The following is a 23,232-nucleotide window of genomic DNA, read 5'->3' as shown; positions in this document are numbered from 1 at the left end:
GGGGGGACCCTGTGGGAGAGTAGGACGCCGCCGAACAATTTTTGGCCTCAGCCCCGGACCGTTATGGTCCGGGGCTGAGGCATTTCTGCGTCCACGTGCAGTTCATACACCGGGTTCCGTAGTTCGCTTGCTTCTGCGCCGACAGCCGGCTCCCGTCTCCGATGCCGTGGGTGGGTGGTGCGTCGGGAACTGTGGGGCCCAGTGGCGCCAGGCTGTGCGGGGCTGTGTACGCGGCGACACATCCGCGTACACAGCCACACAGCCACACAGCCGGGCCGCCGTTGCCGGCGGCGGAGCGGATCAGCTGCTGGCGTTCTCGTAGCCGGGTACGCCGGCGGAACGCGCGAGGTCGATGTCCAGCGCCTCGCGGCGGATGCGCTGGTCGACGTAGAGGAGCACCGTCACACCGGCCGTGAACGGGTAGGTGAGTGCTGTGGTGAGCATGGCGCCGATGCCGCTGACGATCAGATACGGCCAGCCGAAGTCCGGGGTCTTGTCGGAGACGAGATCGCCGATGCCCTTGCCGTCGGCGACCATCGCGGCCGCGTTGAACGGCAGATCGATGAGCCCCGACACGAGGGCGGTCAGGACCAGGGTCAGCAGGGTGATCCCGAAGATGCGCCACCAGACGCCCTTGACCAGCTTCGCCGAGCGGCGCAGCGCTGACGCGATGCCCTGCCGCTCCAGCATCAGCGCCGGACCGGCCAGGCTGAAGCAGACCCACAGCCAGACGACCACGAGCATCGCGGCGAGCCCGCCGAGTGCGGCCAGTCCGGCGCCCTCGGAGCCGCCGACCAGGAGGCCGGGGAGGAGTCCGACGGTCATCACCGCGGCGTAGCCGACGGGCAGCAGCAGGCTGAGCCCCGTCAGCCGCCCGAGCTGAGGCCTGGCCTCGTGCCAGGCGTCGGCGAGCGTCACCGGGCGGCCCAGCACGGAGCGGCTGACGACCATGGTGAGTACGGCTGTCGTGAAGATCGTGCCGATCAGCGTGATCGCGTACACCGGACCCAGGCTCAGCAGACTCGTCCGCAGCGAGTCCAGGCTCTGGTGCAGCTGCTCGGAGGGACTGGCTCCGCTGTCGATCGAGGCGGGCTCGGGGAGTGCGTAGTGCTGGATGAGGACCGAGCAGAGCTGGACGACGGCTGCCACGCCGATGGTGAGGCCGAACGCCGTCCGCCAGTGGGCGCGCATCGTGGCCACCGCGCCGTCGAGGATCTCTCCCACGCCGAGGGGCCGGAGCGGGATGATGCCCGGTTTGGCCACGTCGGGCTGCTGGTTTCCCCAGCCGCCCTGCTGTGGTCCGCCCCAGCCGGTGTGGCCGCCCTGCTGCGGCCCCCAGCCGCCGGCCGGCTGCCGACCCGCGCTGTCGGCATGTGCGCGCGGGCCCCGGCCGGGCTTCTGCTGCGGTGGTACGGGCGGGTTCGGCGCGGTCCACTCGGCGGCCGGGGGCTGGTCGCTGGACCACTTCGAAGGGGTTTCCCCCTCGTCGGCCGGTCCGGCGGGCGGTGGGACGTCCGGCTGCCGGCCGTCCGACGGGGCGGATCCGGGCGAGGCCCAGCCCGGAGAGTCGTTCATTGTCGCTCCTTCACATGCCTGGCCCCCGCAAGCCTGTCGCGCGTCGAGGCAGCAGGTCGGCAGCCATCGTGTCATGCGGGGTGCGGCAGCGGAGCCGCTGCTGTATCTCCCTCGCACCTTCAATTGTCGGTGCCCCACGGGGCAGACTGTGCGGATGGCTGATCAGGACGCACAAACCCCGCCGGGCGCGGGGCCGCCCATGCTTCCCTCACTTCGCTGGGACGAGCCGCCGGAGGGGCCGGAAGGCGCGGTTGTCGTCCTGCTCGACCAGACTCGATTGCCCGGCGAGGAGGTCGAGTTGGTGTGCACGGACGTTCCCGCGCTGGTCCGTGCGATCCAGACCCTCGCTGTCCGGGGAGCTCCGCTGCTCGGGGTCGCCGGAGCTTACGGGGTCGCGCTGGCCGCCGTACGGGGATATGACGTGGAGGAGGCCGCGGCGCTCCTCGCCGGGGCGCGGCCCACGGCGGTGAACCTGGGGTACGGGGTGCACCGGGTGGCCGAGGCGTACCGGGCAGCTGTCCGCGGTGGTGCGGACAGCGGTGCGGCAGCGGCGGTGGCGCTCAGGGAGGCCAGGGCGCTGGACCAGGAGGATGTCGGGGCCAGCCGGCAGATGGCGGCCCATGGCCTCGCGCTCCTCGACGAGCTGCTGCCGGGCGGCGGCCACCGGATACTGACGCACTGCAACACCGGGGCGCTGGTGTCTGCCGGTGAGGGCACCGCTTTCGCCGTGGCCCTGGCGGCGCACCGTGCGGGCAGTCTGCGGCGTCTGTGGGTGGACGAGACACGTCCGCTGTTGCAGGGGGCGCGGCTGACGGCGTACGAGGCGGCCCGGAACGGGATGGCGTACACGGTGCTCACCGACAACGCGGCCGGTTCGCTCTTCGCGGCGGGTGAGGTGGACGCCGTACTGATCGGTGCCGACCGGATCGCTGCGGACGGCTCGGTGGCCAACAAGGTGGGCAGTTATCCGCTGGCTGTGCTGGCCAAGTACCACCATGTGCCATTCGTCGTCGTCGCTCCGACGACCACGGTCGATCTGTCCACACCGGACGGTGCGGGCATCGAGGTGGAGCAGCGGGCGGGCAGCGAAGTGACGGAGTTCGGTGGGGTGCCGGTGGCGCCGCCGGGGGCGCAGGCGTACAACCCCGCGTTCGATGTCACGCCTCCCGAGCTCGTGACGGCCGTCGTCACGGAGGCGGGAGTCGTGTCCCCTGTCACCAGGGACGCACTCACCGCATTGTGTGGCAGGTCACGCCGGGTAACGATGAGCTAATGGGATGATGGCGGTATGAAGGGACGCGTCCTTGTCGTCGATGACGACACCGCACTGGCCGAGATGCTCGGCATTGTGCTGCGTGGTGAAGGTTTTGAGCCGTCATTTGTAGCGGACGGCGACAAGGCACTGGCTGCATTCCGTGAGGCCAAGCCGGACCTGGTGCTGCTCGATCTCATGCTGCCCGGACGGGACGGCATCGAGGTCTGCAGGCTGATCAGGGCCGAGTCGGGTGTGCCGATCGTGATGCTCACGGCGAAGAGCGACACCGTCGATGTGGTGGTGGGGCTCGAATCGGGAGCCGACGACTACATCGTCAAGCCGTTCAAGCCCAAGGAGCTCGTCGCCCGTATCAGGGCGCGGCTGAGGAGGTCGGAGGAGCCCGCGCCCGAGCAGCTGGCCATCGGTGATCTGGTCATCGATGTGGCCGGTCACTCCGTGAAGCGGGAGGGGCAGTCGATCGCGCTGACCCCGCTGGAGTTCGATCTGCTGGTCGCCCTGGCCCGGAAGCCCTGGCAGGTGTTCACCCGTGAGGTGCTGCTGGAGCAGGTGTGGGGGTATCGCCATGCCGCGGACACCCGGCTGGTCAATGTGCATGTCCAGCGGCTGCGCTCGAAGGTCGAGAAGGATCCCGAGCGGCCGGAGATCGTGGTGACCGTCCGTGGTGTCGGATACAAGGCCGGACCGAGCTGACATGGCTCCGAGCAGCGCCGCTCCGGCGCCCGGGGAGCCGGGAGTACGGCCGGAGCGGCCTGCCGGACCCGCGGTGGGCGCGTCCCGGCCCACCGCGCCGCCCGGTGCGTCGGGCGGAGGGTCCGCGGAGCGTTTCGCGCTGGCCAAGTTCGGCGACCGGGTCCTGGAGGGCGGCCGGCTGCTCCAGGACGGGGCGCCCGGCGGTCCCGTACTGCGGCTCTTCGCGCGCTGGGTGCGCCGCCCGCTGCTTCCCGCGGTGCGTCTGTGGCGGCGGAACATCCAGCTCAGGGTGGTCGCGGGCACGCTGCTGATGTCGCTGGCCGTGGTTCTGGTGCTCGGGTTCGTCGTCATCGGCCAGGTCAGGAACGGGCTGCTGGACGCCAAGGAGAAGGCCGCGGTCAGTCAGGCCGCGGGCGGTTTCACGGTCGCCAAGGACAAGGCCAACGCGACGACGGTGTCCGACAGTGACTCCGGCGACCCCGGGGCCGCCAGCAACTCCCGCCAGTGGCGCACCGACCTGGTCGCCCAGCTCGCCAGCGGGGGCCAGGGCGCGTACAGCGTGGTCACCCTCGCTCCGGCGTCCGAGGAGACCGGAGCGGGCAACGGCGGGGAGCGTACGTCCGGGCAGGTGAGCCCCGACAGCGTCTCCGAGGAGCTGCGGAAGAACGTCGACCAGGGCACGGCGCCGTACAAGACGTACACGGACATCAGATACGCCGACGGGCGGGCGCCCGAGCCGGGTCTGGTGGTGGGCCAGCGGCTTGAGGACATCGACCACAAGCCGTACCAGCTGTACTACCTCTTCCCGCTCTCGCAGGAGGAGAAGACCCTCAGCCTGGTCAAACGGACCCTGGCCACCGCCGGACTGTTCGTGGTGGTGCTGCTCGGGGCGATCGCCTGGTTCCTGGTGCGGCAGGTGGTCACGCCCGTACGGATGGCCGCGGGGATCGCCGAGCGGCTCTCGGCCGGCCGTCTGCAGGAGCGGATGAAGGTCACCGGCGAGGACGACATCGCACGGCTCGGTGAAGCCTTCAACAAGATGGCGCAGAGCCTCCAGTCGAAGATCCAGCAGCTGGAGGACCTCTCCCGGATGCAGCGGCGCTTCGTCTCCGATGTGTCGCACGAGCTGCGCACTCCGTTGACGACCGTACGGATGGCCGCCGACGTCATCCATGACGCGCGCAGCGACTTCGACCCGGTGACCGCGCGCTCGGCCGAGCTGCTCGGCGATCAGCTCGACCGCTTCGAGTCGCTGCTCGCGGATCTCCTTGAGATCAGCCGGTTCGACGCGGGCGCCGCTGCGCTGGAGGCGGAGCCGATCGATCTGCGGGAGACGGTGCGCCGGGTGATATCCGGTGCCGAGCCGCTCGCCGAGCGCAAGGGCAGCCGGATCAGGGTGGTCGGTGACGAGCAGCCCGTGGTCGCGGAGGTCGACGCGCGGCGGATCGAGCGGGTGCTGCGCAATCTCGTCGTCAACGCCGTGGAGCACGGTGAGGGCAATGACGTGGTGGTGCGGTTCGGGGTGGCGGGGGGCGCCGTCGCGATCGTCGTGCGGGACTACGGGGTGGGGCTCAAGCCGGGCGAGGCGACCCGGGTCTTCAGCCGTTTCTGGCGCGCTGATCCGGCGCGGGCCCGTACGACCGGCGGGACCGGGCTCGGTCTGTCGATCGCCGTCGAGGACGCGCGGCTGCACGGTGGCTGGCTCCAGGCCTGGGGCGAGCCGGGTGGCGGGTCACAGTTCCGGCTGACCCTGCCGCGTACGGCGGACGAACCGCTGCGCGGCTCTCCGATACCGCTGGAGCCCGAGGACTCGCGGCGTGGGCGCGCGGTGCGGGCCGAGGCGGGGCGGCCTGCCGTGGTGCCGGCCCAGCCCGGCGCGGACCGCTCGCCGCTGCCGCCGCAGCCGCGTGCGGTACCGGCCGACCCGACGGCGCTGCCGGGCAGTGGTGCCCGGGTGGTGCCGAGGGCCGGTGACTGTGCGGCGCAAGGATCGGATCAGGCTTCGGACAGGGCTTCGGATCGAGCTTCGGACCAGGAGGACACCGCCCGTGGGCGATGATCGTGGGGGCAGCCGTGGCCTGAGGGGGCTGCGGACTTACGCGTGGCTCGGCTGCGGGGGCATGCTGCTGGCCGGCTGCGCCTCGATGCCGAACACCGGGGACATCGAGGCCGTCGACCCTTCGCAGCGCAGTGACTCACAGGTCAAGGTGTACGCGGTGCCGCCGCGCGAGGGGGCCGCGCCCGCCGAGGTCGTGGACGGTTTCCTGGAGGCGATGACCAGCGACGATCTGCAGTTCGCCACGGCCAGGAAGTATCTGACGAAGGAAGCGTCGCGCAAGTGGGATCCGGGTGCGCGGACCACGGTGCTCGCCGACGGGCCCACCCGCCGGGCGAATCCGGCCAATGACCGGGACGCGCCGCAGGTCTCCTCCACCTTCGAACTGAGCGGCACGGAAGTGGCCGTGGTGGACAAGCAGCACGCGTACCAGCCCGACAAGGGCACGTACCGCAACTCGATCCACCTCGTGCACCAGAACGGCAAGGAGTGGCGTATCGACGATCTGCCCGCCGGTCTGCTGCTCAGCCTCTCCGACTTCCAGCGCAACTATCACTCCGTCAACAAGTACTACTTCGCGGCCGGTTCCACTTCCGGTACGCCGGGGGCGTCCGGAACATCCGGGGTCTCCCGCACCTCCGCATCCACCGCGTCCGACGACACGTCGGGCGGGAACTGGCTCGTCGCGGATCCGGTCTATCTCCGCCAGGGCATCGACCCCGAGACCCGGCGGGATCCGCTGACGCAGACGGTCGCCTCGCTGCTGGACGGGCCGACCAACTGGCTGAGTCCTGTGGTGTCTTCACGCTTTCCGGCCGGGACAGCGCTCAAGAAGGGCGTCAAGACGCTGACGCTCGACGACCGCAATGGCCTGAAGGTGCCGCTCAACGAGAAGGCGGCCCGTGTCGGGCAGGGGCAGTGCAGGCAGATGGCGGCCCAACTCCTCTTCACCCTGCGCGATGTGACGTCCATGAGGGTCGAGCAGGTGGAGCTGGAGCGCGCGGACGGCTCGCAGCTGTGCGTCCTCAGCGCCGACCAGGCGCAGGAGTACGCACCCGACCGCACATCGGGCAGCCCGGCCGGAGAGTACTTCGTCGACGCCAAGGGGCGGCTGGTGCGGATGCAGGCCATCGGCGGTGACACCTCGGAGAAGACGGAGCCCGAGCCGGTCCCGGGACCGCTCGGAGCGGGCGCGAAGCCGCTGTCGACGGTCGCGGTGGCGCGCGACGAACGCCGGGCGGCGGGGGTGTCGAAGGACGGCGGCACGCTGTCCACCTCGTCGATCGTCTCCGGCGGGGAAGCGGCTGATCAGCTTTACACCAGCCATGCGAAGCAGGAGAAGGACCGTCTGTCGGCGCCGAGTTGGGACGGCCGGGGAGATCTCTGGGTGGCCGACCGGAACCCCGCGGATCCGCGGCTGCTGCGGTTCGCCGGCGGTTCGGGCGCGCCCCAGTCGGTCCCGGTCCTCGGGCTGGACGGTGCGCGCATCGCCGGGCTTCGGATGTCGTCCGACGGGGTGCGGATCGCGCTGCTGCTGACGAAGGACGGGCATACGACGCTCAAGGTGGGCCGGGTGATCCGGCAGGGGACCACCGAGAACCCGACGGTCTACGCCGTGGACGAACTGCGCCCGGCCGCACCGCAGATGGCGGATGTGACGGCGGTGTCCTGGGCGGGGCGCAGTCGCCTTGTGGTGGTCGGCAAGGAGGCGGGCGGGGTGCAGCAGGTGCGCTATATGCAGGCGGACGGTTCGGTTTCCGGGGTGAATCCGCTGCCGGGTGCCAACCGGATCACGGCTGTGGCCGCCTCGGACGACGACAGGCTGCCGCTGATGGCGCTCTCGGACGAGGACGGAATTGTGCGTCTGCCGCCGCGTGCGAATTGGAAAACCGTGGTGGAGGAAGGGAAGTCGCCGGTTTATCCCGGATAGCTGTCTGTCCGGGGACAGCGTCCGGATTGTGGTGGCGCGGGCGGCCGGCGGGTGCTCGCGATTGTTGTGAAAGGGACGCGGAAGGCAGGGGAACCGCTGCCCGGGGCAACAGTACGGAACAGTCCTCCGCGGTCGTCGTCGGTTATCCACAGGGGTGGCCGGATACCCCGTCGCTCGGCAGAGTGGATGTCATGCGGGGGTGGTGGCAGGAAATCTCGGAAGTGGTGCTGCCGAGCGCATGCGGAGGCTGCGGCAGAGTTCGTACGGCGCTCTGCGCGGAATGCGCCGAGGCGCTCTGCGGCGGTCCTGTGCGCAGGGCCAGACCGGACCCGGAGCCGGCCGGGCTGCCGGCGGTATGGGGCGCCGCGGGGTACGAGGACGCGGTGCGGGCCGTGCTGCTCGCGCACAAGGAGCGGGGTGCGCTGGGGCTGGCGGGGGTGCTCGGTCGCGCGCTCGCTGCCGCGGTGCGGGCGGCGGCAGGGCGGAGCGCGGGTGAGGGGACGCTGCTGCTCGTCCCGGTGCCCTCGTCCCGCGGTGCGGTGCGGGCCCGGGGCCATGACGCGGGCCGGCGGATCGCCCGCGCCGCCTCGGCCGAGCTGCGCAGGAGCGGGACGCCGGCGCGGATGCTGGGCGCGCTGCGGCAGCGGCGTGCGGTGGCCGATCAGACGGGCCTGGACGCCTCGCAGCGGCTGGCGAATCTCTCGGGTGCACTGGAAGTGGTACCGGGGGGCGTAGGGCTGCTGGACGGGGGCAGGGTGGTGTTGGTGGACGATCTCATGACGACCGGAGCATCACTGGTGGAGGCATCTCGTGCCGTACGGGCAGTGGCAGGCCTGGAATTCCCCGGAACCGGGGAGCCGGTGGCCGCGGTCGTCGCCGCGCCACCGCTGTCTTTCGAAAATAAACCGGAACTGATAGCTGACTTGCGTCGTTGCAGGTAGCGAGGGATAAAAACCACCTGAACGGGGGTACGCGTGAGTAGCGGGTGCCGAGACCCCTCCCAGCGAGCTATGTTCGGTTGTGAGGAATGGCGGAAGCTGTGGCTCACTTGAATACACGGACGTGCACGGCACTTTCCGGTTTCCGTCGGCTCCGTGGAAAGCCGGGGCTTGCGACGCCGGAGGCTGGTGCGGGTGGGGATCTTCCCGACGGGGGAGGAGGAGGTGAAAGTCACCAAGTCCGAGACTCCGGTACTCACCGGGGTCTGGTGCAAGAGGGAGCTGCTCCGCCGCTGAGCGGAGCGATCCGGGAACGGAGTTCTGCGTGGACATCGTCGTCAAGGGCCGCAAAACCGAAGTACCCGAGCGGTTCCGCAAGCACGTCGCCGAGAAGCTGAAGATTGAGAAGATCCAGAAGCTGGACGCCAAGGTGATCAGCCTGGACGTCGAGGTGTCCAAGGAGCCCAATCCGAGGCAGGCCGACCGTTCGGACCGTGTGGAAATCACGCTGCACTCCCGAGGCCCGGTGATCCGGGCGGAGGCAGCGGCAGGCGACCCGTACGCAGCGCTGGATCTGGCCACGGGCAAGTTGGAGGCGCGGCTGCGGAAGCAGCACGAGAAGCGCTACAACAGGAGGGGCGCCGGCCGTATTTCGGCAGCCGAAGTCGTCGACGCGGTGCCGGAAACGGCGGAGGTCAACGGCGACGGTGAGTTCATCGCCGACGTGACGCCCCAGACCATTCCGACCACGAGGATGGGTTCGCTCGAAGTCCAGGGCGAGGGACCGCTGGTGGTACGCGAGAAGACCCATGTCGGAGCAGCGATGTCGCTCGACCAGGCGCTCTACGAGATGGAGCTGGTGGGGCACGACTTCTATCTGTTCGTCGACGCGGAGACAAAGGAGCCCAGTGTCGTCTACCGGCGGCACGCCTACGACTACGGTGTCATCCATCTGACGACCGACCCGCTCGCCGACATGGAGGCGGCCGGCGCCGGCGGTGCGCTCGGCGGATGACGTCATAAACCGTCGCGGTGCCCCTGGCCGTCCGTACGCACCAGGGGCGCCGCCGTGCGGTGCAGATCGGGTTGGGGATCACCGTTCCGTCGTCCCGGCATGAAATCATGGCGGTGCGCGTCAACCGGGCTTCTGTGAGCTGCGGTTGGCGTCGTACATGAACTTCGGGCCCATGCTGCAGGGGGAGGAACGATGGCGGACCACTTCGGTCCCGCGCACGACCGGGACGAGGACCCCATGGACCATGGTGCGGCGGACCACGGCGGCCCTGACCACCGCGTGGCTCCGTTCAAGGAGCCGATCAGGGTCCTGGTGGTGGACGACCACGCGCTCTTCCGGCGCGGCCTGGAGATCGTTCTCGCCGCGGAGGAGGACATCCAGGTTATCGGCGAGGCGGGCGACGGCGCGGAGGCGGTCGACAAGGCCGCCGATCTGCTGCCCGACATCGTGCTGATGGATGTACGGATGCCCAAGCGTGGCGGCATCGAGGCCTGCACGTCCATCAAAGAGGTGGCACCCAGCGCGAAGATCATCATGCTGACGATCAGCGACGAGGAGGCCGACCTCTACGACGCGATCAAGGCCGGGGCCACTGGCTACCTCCTGAAGGAGATCTCGACCGACGAAGTGGCCACGGCGATCCGGGCGGTGGCCGACGGGCAGTCGCAGATCAGCCCCTCCATGGCATCGAAGCTGCTCACCGAGTTCAAGTCGATGATCCAGCGCACCGACGAGCGCAGGCTCGTACCGGCCCCGCGGCTCACCGAGCGTGAGCTGGAGGTGCTGAAACTGGTGGCCACGGGGATGAACAACCGGGACATTGCCAAGGAGTTGTTCATTTCCGAGAACACCGTGAAGAACCACGTCCGCAACATCCTGGAGAAGCTGCAGCTGCACTCCAGGATGGAGGCCGTGGTCTACGCGATGCGCGAGAAGATCCTCGAAATCCGCTGAGACCCCGCCGCGGAGCGGCGGACGAAGGCCCGGCCCGCTACCCGGTCGCGTCCAGCGCTCCGGCCAGGGCCGCTGCCAACGGGGCCCGCAGAGCTGCCTCGTTGATGCGCTCCACCCGTACGTCGGTGCATCCCACCCAGGCCGCCGCCTCGGCCAGCGCCTCGGCCATCGGCCGCACCGCCTTCCTGCTGTCCAGGGAGATCTGCCGGGCCACCAGGGTGCTGCCCTCCCGTGCGGGGTCGACCCTCCCCACCAGCTTCCCGCCCGCGAGCAGAGGCATGGAGAAGTACCCATGGATCCGCTTGGGCTTGGGAACGTACGCCTCCAGCCGGTGGGTGAAGCCGAAGATCCGGTCCGTACGAGCGCGCTCCCAGATGAGGGAGTCGAACGGTGAGAGCAGCGTCGTACGGTGGCGGCCGCGTAGCGGCGCGGAGAGCGCGGCCGGGTCAGCCCAGGCCGGTTTGGACCAGCCTTCGACACTGACCGGGACCAGCCCGGAATCCGCGACGACCGCGTCGAACTGCTCGCCCTTGAGCCGGTGGTAGTCCGCGATGTCCGTACGGGTCCCGACCCCCAGGGACTTCCCGGCGAGCGCCACCAGCCGGCGGACACACTCCAGGTCGTCCAGCTCGTCATGGAGCAGGGGGCCGGGGATCGCGCGCTCGGCCAGGTCGTACACCCGCTTCCAGCCGCGCCGCTCCGTGCACACCACCTCCCCGTACATCAGGGCGCGCTCGACTGCGACCTTCGACGCCGACCAGTCCCACCACTCCCCGCCGTTCTTCGCGCCGCCCAGCTCGGTGGCGGTCAGCGGGCCCTCGGCGCGCAGCTGCTTGATCACGGTCTCGTACGCCGCATCGGGCAGCTCGTGGTTCCAGTGCGGGCGGTCGCGGTAGGCGCGGCGGCGGAAGGCGAAGTGCGGCCACTCCTCGATGGGCAGGATGCAGGCCGCGTGCGACCAGTACTCGAAGGAGCGGCCCCCCGACCAGTACGCCTCCTCGACGGTCCTGCGTCCGACTGCGCCCAGCCTGGCGTACGGGATCAGCTCGTGCGAGCGGGCCAGGACGGAGATGGTGTCCAGCTGCACCGCCCCGAGATGCCGCAGCACCCCGCGCACACCGCCGCGCCGGTCGGGCGCGCCCAGAAAACCCTGGGCGCGCAGCGCTGTACGGCGGGCTTCGTCGGCGGAGAGTTCGACGGCTGGGGGCGGTACGGGAGTCATGCCCCGAACGATAGGCCGCCCCACTGACAACCGGGCCCGGCCGGGGAAAACGGAAGCGGATCGGCAGATCGACCGGAGGCTGCCGGATCTCCATGCGGGGCTGCGGGCACACCGGGGCGCGCGGGCACGCCGTTCACGGACCCGCCGGCAGGTAGGCGTGCTCCGCCGGCAGAGCCAGGTCGGAGGGGAGTATCGCGCCCAGCCAGGCATCTCTGCGGGTGCCCTTGTTCAGGAGGTCGGCGCGCAGTGTGCCCTCGACACGGAAGCCGGCCTTCTCGGCCACCGCCCGTGACCCCGTGTTGCCGACCTCGGCCCGCCACTCCAGACGCTCCACGCCCAGCGTCGTCAGCGACCAGTGCGTGAGCACCGTCACGGCCTCGGCCATGTAGCCGTTTCCCCGGTGCTCCTTCGCCATCCAGTAGCCGATCTCCCAGGTGGCGGCCCTGCCGCGCTCGAACACGGAGATCGCACCGATCAGCCCGGCGTTCGTGCGGTCCAGCACGGCGAAGGCCAGGCTGGTGCCCGTCCGCCAGCCGTCCGGGACGATCTGCCCGGTGAAGCTCTCCGCGTCCTCGCGCCGGTACGGGGAGGGGACGACCGTCCAGCGCTGGATGTCCGGGTCCTGGCAGGCCCGGAACACGGCCTCGGTGTCCGCGGGGGCGAAGGGGCGCAGCAACAGCCGCTCTGATGTCAGCGTGACGGGTTCCATCGGGCGATTCTGCTGCCCGTTCCGGGCAGGTGCCATGGCTTTTTCGGGTTCTCCCGGCACCTTCCGGACGCCCCGACCGTTGTCCTGAGCGGCGGGCCTCCCGGCGCGGCGGGGTCCTCGCTTACGATGGCCGTTGCTCTACCCCGGTTTGCCGCGTGAAAGTAAGCCGGGCTCCCTGGTCGGTCAGTTTCTCCGGCCCGGGTCCTGGGGTAGCACCCCGGGAGGTTCAGCCAGTGAACTCGACCGCGCCAGGCCCGACCGGCAAGGAGACCAACCCCCGTGTCCGTCTTCAACAAGCTCATGCGTGCAGGCGAAGGAAAGATCCTGCGCAAGCTGCACCGCATCGCGGACCAGGTCAACTCCATCGAAGAGGATTTCATCAACCTCTCCGACGCCGAGCTGCGGGCCCTCACCGACGAGTACAAGGAGCGGTTCGCCGACGGCGAAAGCCTCGACGACCTGCTGCCCGAGGCCTTCGCGACGGTCCGTGAGGCCGCCAAGCGCGTCCTCGGCCAGCGTCACTACGACGTACAGCTGCTGGGCGGCGCCGCCCTGCACCTCGGTTATGTGGCCGAGATGAAGACCGGCGAGGGCAAAACCCTGGTCGGCACGCTGCCCGCCTATCTGAACGCGCTGTCCGGCAAGGGCGTTCACCTGATCACGGTGAACGACTACCTGGCCGAGCGTGACTCCGAGATGATGGGCCGGGTCCACAGGTTCCTGGGGCTCGAAGTCGGCTGCATCATCGCCAACATGACCCCGGCGCAGCGCCGTGAGCAGTACGGCTGCGACATCACGTACGGCACGAACAACGAGTTCGGCTTCGACTACCTCCGCGACAACATGGCGTGGTCCCAGGACGAGCTCGTCCAGCGGGGCCACAACTACGCCATCGTCGACGAGGTCGACTCGATCCTGGTCGACGAGGCCCGTACGCCGCTGATCATCTCCGGCCCCGCCGACCAGGCCACCAAGTGGTACGGCGACTTCGCGAAGCTCGTCACCCGGCTGACCAAGGGCGAGGCGGGCAACCAGCTCAAGGGCATCGAGGAGACCGGCGACTACGAGGTCGACGAGAAGAAGCGCACGGTCGCCATTCATGAGCCCGGTGTCGCCAAGGTCGAGGACTGGCTCGGTATCGAGAACCTCTACGAGTCGGTGAACACGCCGCTCGTCGGCTACCTCAACAACGCGATCAAGGCCAAGGAGCTCTTCAAGAACGACAAGGACTACGTCGTCATCGACGGCGAAGTCATGATCGTTGACGAGCACACCGGCCGAATCCTCGCCGGCCGCCGTTACAACGAGGGCATGCACCAGGCCATCGAGGCGAAGGAAGGGGTGGACATCAAGGACGAGAACCAGACGCTCGCCACGATCACCCTGCAGAACTTCTTCCGGCTCTACGGCAAGCTCTCCGGCATGACCGGTACGGCCATGACCGAGGCCGCCGAGTTCCACCAGATCTACAAGCTCGGTGTCGTGCCGATCCCGACGAACCGGCCGATGGTCCGCATGGACCAGTCCGACCTGATCTACCGCACCGAGGTCGCCAAGTTCGACGCGGTCGTCGAGGACATCGCGGAGAAGCACGAGAAGGGCCAGCCGATCCTGGTCGGCACCACATCGGTCGAGAAGTCCGAGTACCTCTCGCAGCAGCTCTCCAAGCGCGGGGTGCAGCACGAGGTGCTCAACGCGAAGCAGCACGACCGGGAGGCGCCGATCATCGCGCAGGCCGGCCGCAAGGGCGCCGTCACCGTTGCGACGAACATGGCGGGCCGCGGTACCGACATCAAGCTCGGCGGGAACCCGGACGACCTCGCCGAGGCGGAGCTGCGCCAGCGCGGTCTGGACCCCGACGAGAACGTCGAGGAGTGGGCCGCCGCCCTGCCCGCCGCACTGGAGAAGGCCGAGCGCGCGGTCAAGGCCGAGCACGACGAGGTCAAGGACCTCGGCGGGCTGTATGTGCTGGGCACCGAGCGCCATGAGTCGCGCCGTATCGACAACCAGCTGCGCGGCCGTTCCGGACGTCAGGGCGACCCGGGCGAGTCCCGCTTCTACCTCTCGCTCGGTGACGACCTGATGCGGCTGTTCAAGGCGCAGATGGTCGAGCGCGTCATGGCGATGGCCAATGTGCCCGACGACGTGCCCATCGAGAACAAGATGGTGACCCGGGCCATCGCATCGGCGCAGTCGCAGGTCGAGCAGCAGAACTTCGAGACGCGTAAGAACGTCCTGAAGTACGACGAGGTGCTGAACCGCCAGCGCGAGGTCATCTACGGCGAACGACGCCGGGTCCTGGAGGGCGAGGACCTGCACGAGCAGGTGCAGCACTTCATGGACGACACCATCGACGCGTACATCCAGGCGGAGACGGTCGAAGGGTTCGCCGAGGAGTGGGACCTGGACCGTCTGTGGAACGCGTTCAAGCAGCTCTACCCGGTGAAGGTCACCGTGGAGGAGCTGGAGGACGCGGCGGGCGACCGGGCCGGGATCACCGCCGAGTTCATCGGTGAGTCGATCAAGGACGACATCCACGAGCAGTACGCGGGCCGCGAGGAGCAGCTCGGCTCCGAGATCATGCGTGAGCTGGAGCGGCGCGTGGTCCTGTCGGTGCTGGACCGCAAGTGGCGTGAGCACCTCTACGAGATGGACTATCTCCAGGAGGGCATCGGCCTCCGTGCCATGGCGCAGAAGGACCCGCTGGTCGAGTACCAGCGCGAGGGCTTCGACATGTTCAACGCCATGATGGAGGGCATCAAGGAGGAGTCCGTCGGCTATCTGTTCAACCTGGAGGTCCAGGTCGAGCAGCAGGTCGAGGAGGTTCCGGTCGAGGAGACGGCGGAGCGGACCTCGCTGGAGAAGGACGCGGTACCGGCGGGTGCGGCTGCGCGCCCGGAGATCCGCGCCAAGGGCCTGGAGGCCCCCCAGCGGCCCGACCGGCTGCATTTCTCGGCTCCGACCGTGGACGGTGAGGGCGGTGTCGTCGAGGGCGACTTCGAGAACGAGGACGGGCCGTCCCGCTCCGAGGCGGACGGGCTGACGCGCGCGGAGCGCCGTAAGGCACAGAAGGGCGGCGGCCGGCGCCGCAAGAAGTAGGGGCCGCGCGGCGCCAGCCGCTTGCTCCAGGGGCCGGGCCCGGTACCGCGTCGCTGCGGTACCGGGCCCGGCCTTTTCTGGTCCATTCCCGCCCTGTTCGGCCTTTTCCGGTCCTTTCTGGTCCTGTCTGGTTTCTGTCCGGTCCAGTTCGGGCTTCGGGTGGTGCTCAGCGTCGTGTCCGGCTCATACGCCGACGCGTTCGCCGCCCAGTTCCACCGCCGCGCACCGCCAGCGCAGATCGGTGCCCTGTTCGAGCCGGAAGGCCATGGCCTGCACATGTTCGCCCGAGCCGATCCGGGCGAAGGCCTCGATCACGCCGGGCGCCGGGACGAACTCGCCGCAGTGGCGTACGACGGGCCGTACGCCTCCCGCCCGCAGCGGCGTGCCGGGCGCCAGCAGCACCAGCTGTTCGTAGGCCGCGCCGATGGTGTGTCCGAGCATCCAGTGGACGGGCCGCTGGCCGCTGAGTACGGCGAGGAGCCGCTCGGCGAACCAGTAGTGCGGCTTGAGCCGCCTGCGCTGGATCGGGGTGATGCCTGGCCTGGTCCGGTCGTTCCGGCCCGCAGGCCTGGTCCGCTGCATGAAGTGTGAGCCCCCGCTCTGCCGGGCCCGGTGCGATACCGGGCGGTAGCTTCTGCTGAGCCTCTTCTACGGGGGCCCGCGGAGCCGTGGCAAGGCGGCGGCCGCGGTGCGGGCGGGGCCCTCCAGGATCACCTATCCGGGTGACGGGCCGGTGCCGCGGCCGGATACCGTGCGTTCCGCGGTGGCTCGGGGTGGACGCCAGGGCGGTCCGCTCCCGGCACCACGAAGGGGGACTCGGTACGTATCCTGGGACCTTCTTCACCTGGTATCACCGGGCTCTGCCGGGCCGCCTTCCGGGTCCTCCGGACGGCTCCCGGCGCGCCCATCCGACGACGAAAGCGGCCCGGCCATGCGTGTGTACGTCCCACTGACCCTCCCCGGTCTCGCAGCGGCGCACGCGGCGGGCGAAATCGGACCCGGCCCGCTGACCGCCTATGCCGTCACGCCCGGCCTGCGGGAGTGGTATGTCTCGGACGACATCGAGGAGCTGGAGTACGCGGCTCTCAACCGGGCGGCTTCGGCCTCGCTGCGGCTGCTGGCCGGGGCGCCGGACATCGCCCGCCGCCGGGTGGTCGTCGCCGTGGACGTGCCGGACCAGGCCGCCGTGGCCGACCCGGACCGCGGTCTCGACGCGAGCTCGCTCGGTGAGGTGCGGATCGCTTCCGCGGTGCCGCTGTCGAAGGCCGCGGCCGTCCACGCCGACGCCGACGACGCGGAGGCGGACGTCGCGGAAGCGGCGGCCGCGCTGGGGGCGGCCGATCACGGTGACGACGACGCGCAGTTCACGGTGGACGGTGCGGAGGACCACGAGCTGCTCTGGTTCGGTGTGCAGGAGATCCCGCACCTGATCGCCTGATCGCCCGCCCGGTCGGGCCCGCCTGGTCAGCCGCCTCGTCACCGTCCGGATGCTCGCCCGTACGGTCCGTTGTCAGACCCCCCGCGTACGGTTGTCGAAGTGGGGATCCGAGGGACGAGCGGTGCCTCGTATCACCGGGGAGAGGTTCGAACGGGGGGCTGGGCATGAGTACGGACACGAATGCGGGCATCGGCGTGGGCGTGGGAACGGGCCCGGGAGCACGGGCGGAAGCAGGGGCGGCCGGGCCGGCCGGGACGCACATCGTCTGGGACTGGAACGGGACGCTGTTCCACGACATCGACGCCGTGATCGAGGCGACGAACGCCTCGTTCGGCGAGATCGGTCTGGAGCCGATCACGCTGGAGCGGTACCGGGATCTGTACTGCGTACCGGTTCCGCGGTTCTACGAGCGGCTGATGGGCCGGCTGCCGACGGATGCCGAGTGGGCCGTCATGGACGAGGCCTTCCACCGGCACTACTGGGCGCTGGCCGCGGGGGCGGCGCTCGCTCCGGGGGCCGAGCGGCTGCTCAGGGAGTGGCAGGCCTCCGGGCTCACCCAGTCGCTCTGTTCGCTGGCGCCGCACGACCACCTGATACCGATCGTGCGGACGCACGGCATCGAACGGCGCTTCCTGCGGGTGGACGGCAGGACCGGCCCGTCGGACGGCGGGAAGGCGGAGCACATGGTGCGCCATCTGGCCGGGCTCGACGGTGTCGCTCCCGAGCGCGTCGTGGTGATTGGTGACGCGGTCGACGACGCGGTGGCTGCCGCCCACGCCGGGGCACGGGCCGTGCTGTACACCGGCGGATCGCACAGCCGGACCAGCCTGGAGACCGCCGGGGTGCCGGTGGTGGACTCGCTGGCGGAGGCTGTCAGGACCGCCCGGGAGTGGGCGCACTGACCCCGTTCCGCACCTGGCCGAAGTGGCGAAGTGCGGCCTGCCGACTTGTACAGATGCGGCCGGTGACGTCCACCTGTCCGGGGGAGATAGCCTGGTCCCGTGACCAGCGCGATATCTCGCGGGGGCATTGACGCCCCTGCCCTGCGCCCGGAGCACTACGGTGTCCGGGTCATCGCTGGCACCCCTCACCCGGACAGGCCTTCGGAATTGGCCAATAACGTCACGGGTGTCTCTCATTGCGGCATAACGTCGACTTCGACCGGATACCTCGCGTCGTGGTCGTGGCGTCACACCGCTTCTTTCACCTACGTCACGCAACGGCGCGCGACAGGAGCCAGAGGACATGCAGACCAAGCTGGACGAACCCAAGGCCGAACTGCTCGCACGCGCGGCCCAGGTGGCTGAGAACGGCCCGGCCGGAGGACAACTTCCGGGCGGGTCCCCGAGCGGGGGGAGTCCGGACCGGGACACCGTTCTTGCGTATCTCCAGCGCTACTACCTGCACACCGCTCCGGAGGACGTCGAGAACCGCGACCCCGAGGATGTCTTCGGGGCGGCGGTCTCGCACTACCGGCTGGCCGAGAAGCGCCCGCAGGGCACCGCGAACGTCCGGGTGCACACCCCGAGCGTCGAGGAGAACGGCTGGACCTGCAGCCACACGGTCGTCGAGGTCGTCACCGACGACATGCCCTTCCTGGTCGACTCGGTCACCAACGAGCTGACCCGCCAGGGCCGCGGCATCCACGTCGTGATCCACCCGCAGCTCCTGGTACGCCGTGACGTGACCGGCAAGCTCATCGAGGTCCTCGGCAAGGACGAGACAGGCGAGGGTGTCCACGACGCCCTGGTCGAGTCCTGGATCCATGTGGAGATCGACCGCGAGACCGAGCGCGCCGATCTGAAGCAGATCAGCACCGACCTCCTCCGCGTGCTCTCCGACGTACGGGAGACCGTCGAGGACTGGGACAAGATGCGCGACGCCGCGGTGCGCATCGCCGACGAGCTGCCCACCGAGCCGACCGCGGGCGATCTGCCGCCCCGTGAGGTGGAGGAGTCCCGCGAGCTGCTCCGCTGGCTCGCCGCCGACCACTTCACCTTCCTCGGCTACCGCGAGTACCGCCTCACCGAGGACGACTCGCTGACCGCGGTGCCCGGCACCGGCCTCGGTATCCTCCGCTCGGACCCGCACCACAGTGTCGACGAGGAGCACCCCGTCTCGCCGTCGTTCGGCAGGCTGCCCGCCGACGCCCGCGCCAAGGCCCGTGAGCACAAGGTCCTCGTACTCACCAAGGCCAACAGCCGCTCCACGGTGCACCGCCCGAGCTACCTCGACTACGTCGGAGTGAAGAAGTTCGACGCCGAGGGCAATGTCGTCGGCGAGCGCCGCTTCCTCGGGCTCTTCTCCTCCGCCGCGTACACCGAGTCCGTACGCCGGGTGCCCGTCATCCGCCGCAAGGTCGCCGAGGTCCTCGAAGGCGCGGGCTTCACGTCCAACAGCCACGACGGCCGCGACCTGATGCAGATCCTGGAGACGTACCCGCGCGACGAGCTGTTCCAGACGCCCGTCGACCAGCTGCGTTCCATCGTCACCAGCGTGCTCTACCTCCAGGAGCGGCGCCGGCTCCGGCTCTACCTCCGCCAGGACGAGTACGGGCGCTATTACTCGGCGCTCATCTACCTGCCGCGCGACCGCTATACGACCACGGTCCGGCTGCGCCTCATCGACATCCTCAAGGAGGAACTCGGCGGCACCAGCGTCGACTTCACCGCGCGCAACACCGAGTCCATCCTCTCCCGGCTGCACTTCGTCGTGCGGGTCCCGGCCGGCACCGAGCTGACCGAACTCACCGACGCCGACGCGGACCGGATCGAGGCCAGGCTCGTCGAGGCCGCCCGTTCCTGGGCCGACGGGTTCGCCGAGGCGCTGACCGCCGAGTGCGGTGAGGAGCGCGCCGCCGAGCTGCTGCGCCGCTACGGCCAGTCCTTCCCCGAGGGCTACAAGGCGGACCACTCGCCGCGGGCCGCCGTCGCCGACCTCGGCCGCCTCGAACACCTCCAGCCGGGCGAGAAGGACTTCGCGCTCTCGCTCTACGAACCGGTGGGCGCCGGTCCCGGCGAACGCCGCTTCAAGATCTACCGGATCGGCTCGCAGGTCTCCCTCTCCGCCGTGCTGCCGGTGCTCCAGAAGCTGGGCGTCGAGGTCACCGACGAGCGCCCGTACGAGCTGCGTTGCGCGGACCGTACGCACGCCTGGATCTACGACTTCGGGCTGCGGATGCCGCAGATCGAGGGCGCGGGCGGCGACCACCTCGCCGACGACGCCAGGGAGCGTGTCCAGGAGGCGTTCGCCGCAGCCTGGACCGGCCAGGCGGAGAACGACGGCTTCAACGCCCTGGTGCTCGGCGCCGGACTGACCTGGCGGCAGGCGATGGTGCTGCGCGCCTACGCCAAGTACCTGCGCCAGGCCGGATCGACCTTCAGCCAGGACTACATGGAGGACACCCTCCGGAACAACGTCCACACCACCCGGCTGCTCGTCTCGCTCTTCGAGGCCCGGATGTCGCCGGGCCGTCAGCGGGCCGGCACCGAGCTGATCGACGGGCTGCTCGAAGAGCTCGACGGGGCGCTCGACCAGGTGGCGAGCCTGGACGAGGACCGCATCCTGCGCTCCTTCCTCACCGTCATCAAGGCGACGCTCAGGACCAACTTCTTCCAGAGCGCCGACGAGAGCGGCGACCGCAGGGACCGGGGGACCGAGCCGGGTGCCTACCACCCGTACGTCTCCATGAAGTTCGACCCGCAGGCCATCCCCGACCTCCCGGCGCCGCGCCCGGCGTACGAGATCTGGGTGTACTCGCCCCGTGTCGAGGGTGTGCACCTGCGGTTCGGCAAGGTCGCCCGCGGCGGGCTGCGCTGGTCCGACCGGCGTGAGGACTTCCGTACGGAGGTGCTCGGCCTGGTCAAGGCGCAGATGGTCAAGAACACCGTGATCGTGCCGGTCGGCGCCAAGGGCGGCTTCGTCGCCAAGCAGCTCCCCGACCCGTCCGTGGACCGGGACGCCTGGATGGCCGAGGGCGTCGCGGCCTACAAGACCTTCATCTCCGCGCTGCTCGACATCACCGACAACCTGGTGGCCGGTGAAGTCGTGCCGCCCACCGGGGTCGTACGGCACGACGAGGACGACACCTATCTCGTCGTCGCCGCCGACAAGGGCACCGCCACCTTCTCCGACATCGCCAACGAGGTCGCCGAGTCGTACGACTTCTGGCTCGGGGACGCCTTCGCGTCCGGCGGTTCGGCCGGCTACGACCACAAGGGCATGGGCATCACGGCCCGCGGCGCCTGGGAGTCCGTCAAGCGGCACTTCCGGGAGCTGGGCCACGACACCCAGACCGAGGACTTCACCACGGTCGGTGTCGGTGACATGTCGGGCGACGTCTTCGGCAACGGCATGCTGCTCTCCGAGCACATCCGCCTGGTCGCCGCCTTCGACCACCGCCACATCTTCATCGACCCGACCCCGGACGCGGCCACCTCGTACGCCGAGCGGCGCAGGCTGTTCGAGATGCCGCGCTCCTCGTGGGCCGAGTACAACACCGCCCTGCTCTCGGCGGGCGGCGGCATCCACCCCCGCAGCGCCAAGTCGATCCCGCTCAACGCCCATGTGCGCGATGCGCTCGGTATCGAGCCGGGCGTCGCCAAGATGACCCCGGCCGATCTGATGCGGGCGATCCTCAAGGCCCCGGTCGACCTGGTGTGGAACGGCGGCATCGGGACGTACGTCAAGTCCTCCGTCGAATCCAACGCAGACGTCGGCGACAAGGCCAACGACGCCATCCGGGTCAACGGTGAGGACCTGCGCGCCAAGGTCGTCGGCGAGGGCGGCAACCTGGGCCTGACGCAGCTCGGCCGTATCGAGTACGCCAGGTCGGGCGGTGACGGCTCGGGCGGCAAGATCAACACCGACGCGATCGACAACAGCGCCGGCGTCGACACCTCCGACCACGAGGTGAACATCAAGATCCTGCTCAACGGGATGGTCACCGAGGGCGATCTGACCGTCAAGCAGCGCAACAAGATCCTGGCGTCGATGACCGAGGAGGTCGGCGAGCTGGTCCTGCGCAACAACTACGCGCAGAACACCGCGCTCGCCAATGCCGAGTCCCAGGCTCCGTCCCTGCTCCACGCCCACCAGCGCTTCATGCGCAGGCTGGTCCGTGACGGGCATCTGGACCGGGCCCTGGAGTTCCTGCCGACCGACCGTCAGGTGCGTGAACTGCTCAGCGCGGGCAAGGGGCTGAGCCAGCCCGAGCTGGCCGTGCTCCTCGCGTACACCAAGATCACCGCTGCCGCGGAGCTGATCACCACCGGTCTGCCGGACGACCCGTATCTGCAGAAGCTGGTGCACGCGTACTTCCCCAAGCCGCTGCGTGAGCGCTACCCGGAAGCGATCGAGGGGCACGCGCTGCGTCGCGAGATCATCACGACGGTCCTGGTCAACGACACGGTGAACACCGGTGGTTCGACCTTCCTGCACCGGCTCCGGGAGGAGACGGGCGCCTCGATCGAGGAGATCGTGCGGGCGCAGGCGGCGGCCCGGGAGATCTTCGGCCTCGCAGAGGTGTGGGACGCCGTCGAGGAACTGGACAACAAGGTCGCGGCCGATGTCCAGACCCGTATCAGGCTGCACTCGCGGCGGCTCGTGGAGCGCGGTGCGCGCTGGCTGCTCGGCAACCGCCCGCAGCCGCTCGACCTGAGCGAGACCATCGCCTTCTTCACCGAGGGCGTGGCGAAGGTCTGGAGCGAGCTGCCGAACATGCTCAAGGGTGACGACCTGGAGTGGTACCAGGGCATCCTGGACGAGCTGGCCGCCGCGGGTGTGCCGGAGGAGCTGGCCCGGCAGGTCGCCGGATTCTCGGCGGCCTTCCCCGCGCTGGACATCGTGGCGATCGCCGAGCGTACGGGCAAGGACCCGATGGCCGTGGCCGAGGTGTACTACGACCTCGGTGACCGGCTGGCGATCTCCCAGCTGATGGACCGGATCATCGAGCTGCCGCGGGCCGACCGCTGGCAGTCCATGGCCCGCGCCTCCATCCGTGCGGACCTGTACGCGGCGCACGCCGGGCTCACCCTCGACGTGCTCTCGGCGGGGAACGGCGTGTCGAAGCCGGCGGAGCGCTTCGAGGCCTGGGAGGAGAAGAACGCCTCGATCCTCGGCCGGGCGCGCACCACGCTCGACGAGATCCAGTCCTCGGACGCCTTCGACCTGGCGAACCTGTCGGTCGCGATGCGGACGATGCGCTCGCTGCTGCGCACGCACGTCTGAGGCACATCGGTCACGCGTCCGGCGCGTGACCGACGCGTGCTCGGCTCACGTGTCGGGGCGTGCCGGGGGCGTAGGCACCTGACCGCTGCGTGAGCCGGAGCG

Annotated in this window: 15 protein-coding genes; 11 read left to right on the top strand and 4 right to left on the bottom strand. The window is 69.8% G+C overall.

The window, feature by feature from the left end:
* Positions 1-300: 300 nt before the first annotated feature.
* Positions 301-1,575, bottom strand: coding sequence for a hypothetical protein (locus ACWGKJ_RS27845; RefSeq protein ID WP_385033152.1), 1,275 nt, complete (start codon positions 1,573-1,575; stop codon positions 301-303).
* A 154-nt stretch (positions 1,576-1,729) separates the two neighbouring features.
* Between ACWGKJ_RS27845 and mtnA the strand changes: the two genes are divergently transcribed.
* From mtnA to ACWGKJ_RS27810, 7 genes are all read left to right on the top strand, one after another.
* On the top strand, positions 1,730-2,848 hold the full coding sequence (gene mtnA, locus ACWGKJ_RS27840; RefSeq protein ID WP_385033155.1) for an S-methyl-5-thioribose-1-phosphate isomerase: 1,119 nt from the start codon (positions 1,730-1,732) through the stop codon (positions 2,846-2,848).
* A gap of 15 nt (positions 2,849-2,863) precedes the next feature.
* Positions 2,864-3,541: a two-component system response regulator MtrA gene (gene mtrA / locus ACWGKJ_RS27835; protein WP_005486885.1), complete on the top strand. Its 678-nt coding sequence runs from the start codon at positions 2,864-2,866 to the stop codon at positions 3,539-3,541.
* 1 nt (position 3,542) lies between these two features.
* Positions 3,543-5,600 (top strand): MtrAB system histidine kinase MtrB, encoded by a 2,058-nt coding sequence (gene mtrB / locus ACWGKJ_RS27830; RefSeq protein ID WP_453315847.1) that lies wholly within the window; start codon positions 3,543-3,545, stop codon positions 5,598-5,600.
* A gap of 61 nt (positions 5,601-5,661) precedes the next feature.
* Positions 5,662-7,527: an LpqB family beta-propeller domain-containing protein gene (locus ACWGKJ_RS27825; RefSeq protein ID WP_385033179.1), complete on the top strand. Its 1,866-nt coding sequence runs from the start codon at positions 5,662-5,664 to the stop codon at positions 7,525-7,527.
* Between the two features lie 191 nt (positions 7,528-7,718).
* Positions 7,719-8,468: a ComF family protein gene (locus ACWGKJ_RS27820; RefSeq protein ID WP_453315846.1), complete on the top strand. Its 750-nt coding sequence runs from the start codon at positions 7,719-7,721 to the stop codon at positions 8,466-8,468.
* 322 nt (positions 8,469-8,790) lie between these two features.
* Positions 8,791-9,480, top strand: a complete 690-nt coding sequence (gene hpf / locus ACWGKJ_RS27815; RefSeq protein WP_385033161.1) for a ribosome hibernation-promoting factor, HPF/YfiA family — start codon at positions 8,791-8,793, stop codon at positions 9,478-9,480.
* 192 nt (positions 9,481-9,672) lie between these two features.
* Positions 9,673-10,434 (top strand): response regulator, encoded by a 762-nt coding sequence (locus ACWGKJ_RS27810; RefSeq protein WP_385033164.1) that lies wholly within the window; start codon positions 9,673-9,675, stop codon positions 10,432-10,434.
* 37 nt (positions 10,435-10,471) lie between these two features.
* Here the strand turns inward: ACWGKJ_RS27810 and ACWGKJ_RS27805 are convergent, their stop codons facing one another.
* The gene (locus ACWGKJ_RS27805) at positions 10,472-11,656 is read right to left on the bottom strand and encodes a winged helix-turn-helix domain-containing protein (RefSeq protein WP_385033167.1); all 1,185 of its coding nucleotides are present in this window, start codon (positions 11,654-11,656) and stop codon (positions 10,472-10,474) included.
* Positions 11,657-11,789: 133 nt separating this feature from the next.
* On the bottom strand, positions 11,790-12,365 hold the full coding sequence (locus ACWGKJ_RS27800; protein WP_385033170.1) for a GNAT family N-acetyltransferase: 576 nt from the start codon (positions 12,363-12,365) through the stop codon (positions 11,790-11,792).
* Between the two features lie 279 nt (positions 12,366-12,644).
* On the opposite strand from ACWGKJ_RS27800, the gene secA reads away from it, so the two are divergent.
* Positions 12,645-15,464, top strand: coding sequence for a preprotein translocase subunit SecA (gene secA / locus ACWGKJ_RS27795; RefSeq protein ID WP_385033173.1), 2,820 nt, complete (start codon positions 12,645-12,647; stop codon positions 15,462-15,464).
* Between the two features lie 183 nt (positions 15,465-15,647).
* On the opposite strand, the gene ACWGKJ_RS27790 is transcribed toward secA, so the two are convergent.
* Entirely contained in the window at positions 15,648-16,046 is a 399-nt protein-coding gene (locus ACWGKJ_RS27790) for an Rv3235 family protein (RefSeq protein WP_385033751.1), read from the bottom strand.
* Between the two features lie 349 nt (positions 16,047-16,395).
* Between ACWGKJ_RS27790 and ACWGKJ_RS27785 the strand changes: the two genes are divergently transcribed.
* From ACWGKJ_RS27785 to ACWGKJ_RS27775, 3 genes are all read left to right on the top strand, one after another.
* The gene (locus ACWGKJ_RS27785; RefSeq protein ID WP_385033754.1) at positions 16,396-16,902 is read left to right on the top strand and encodes a DUF6912 family protein; all 507 of its coding nucleotides are present in this window, start codon (positions 16,396-16,398) and stop codon (positions 16,900-16,902) included.
* Between the two features lie 164 nt (positions 16,903-17,066).
* Entirely contained in the window at positions 17,067-17,804 is a 738-nt protein-coding gene (locus ACWGKJ_RS27780) for an HAD family hydrolase (protein WP_385033757.1), read from the top strand.
* A 343-nt stretch (positions 17,805-18,147) separates the two neighbouring features.
* Entirely contained in the window at positions 18,148-23,130 is a 4,983-nt protein-coding gene (locus ACWGKJ_RS27775; RefSeq protein ID WP_385033760.1) for an NAD-glutamate dehydrogenase, read from the top strand.
* Positions 23,131-23,232 lie beyond the last annotated feature (102 nt).

The sequence above is a fragment of the Streptomyces sp. NPDC054757 genome, from assembly GCF_053612185.1.
Note: the sequence above shows the minus strand (reverse complement) of the source record. Positions and strands in the feature narration are given on the sequence as shown.

Excerpts from the sequence above, each read along its gene's own strand:
- ACWGKJ_RS27785 (WP_385033754.1), top strand. The coding sequence starts at position 16,396 with ATGCGTGTGTACGTCCCACTGACCCTCCCCGGTCTCGCAGCGGCGCAC.
- mtrA (WP_005486885.1), top strand. The coding sequence starts at position 2,864 with ATGAAGGGACGCGTCCTTGTCGTCGATGACGACACCGCACTGGCCGAG.
- ACWGKJ_RS27810 (WP_385033164.1), top strand. The coding sequence starts at position 9,673 with ATGGCGGACCACTTCGGTCCCGCGCACGACCGGGACGAGGACCCCATG.
- ACWGKJ_RS27800 (WP_385033170.1), bottom strand. The coding sequence starts at position 12,365 with ATGGAACCCGTCACGCTGACATCAGAGCGGCTGTTGCTGCGCCCCTTC.
- ACWGKJ_RS27820 (WP_453315846.1), top strand. The coding sequence starts at position 7,719 with ATGCGGGGGTGGTGGCAGGAAATCTCGGAAGTGGTGCTGCCGAGCGCA.
- mtnA (WP_385033155.1), top strand. The coding sequence starts at position 1,730 with ATGGCTGATCAGGACGCACAAACCCCGCCGGGCGCGGGGCCGCCCATG.
- ACWGKJ_RS27825 (WP_385033179.1), top strand. The coding sequence starts at position 5,662 with ATGCTGCTGGCCGGCTGCGCCTCGATGCCGAACACCGGGGACATCGAG.
- ACWGKJ_RS27845 (WP_385033152.1), bottom strand. The coding sequence starts at position 1,575 with ATGAACGACTCTCCGGGCTGGGCCTCGCCCGGATCCGCCCCGTCGGAC.
- ACWGKJ_RS27780 (WP_385033757.1), top strand. The coding sequence starts at position 17,067 with ATGAGTACGGACACGAATGCGGGCATCGGCGTGGGCGTGGGAACGGGC.
- ACWGKJ_RS27775 (WP_385033760.1), top strand. The coding sequence starts at position 18,148 with ATGCAGACCAAGCTGGACGAACCCAAGGCCGAACTGCTCGCACGCGCG.
- mtrB (WP_453315847.1), top strand. The coding sequence starts at position 3,543 with ATGGCTCCGAGCAGCGCCGCTCCGGCGCCCGGGGAGCCGGGAGTACGG.
- ACWGKJ_RS27790 (WP_385033751.1), bottom strand. The coding sequence starts at position 16,046 with ATGCAGCGGACCAGGCCTGCGGGCCGGAACGACCGGACCAGGCCAGGC.
- ACWGKJ_RS27805 (WP_385033167.1), bottom strand. The coding sequence starts at position 11,656 with ATGACTCCCGTACCGCCCCCAGCCGTCGAACTCTCCGCCGACGAAGCC.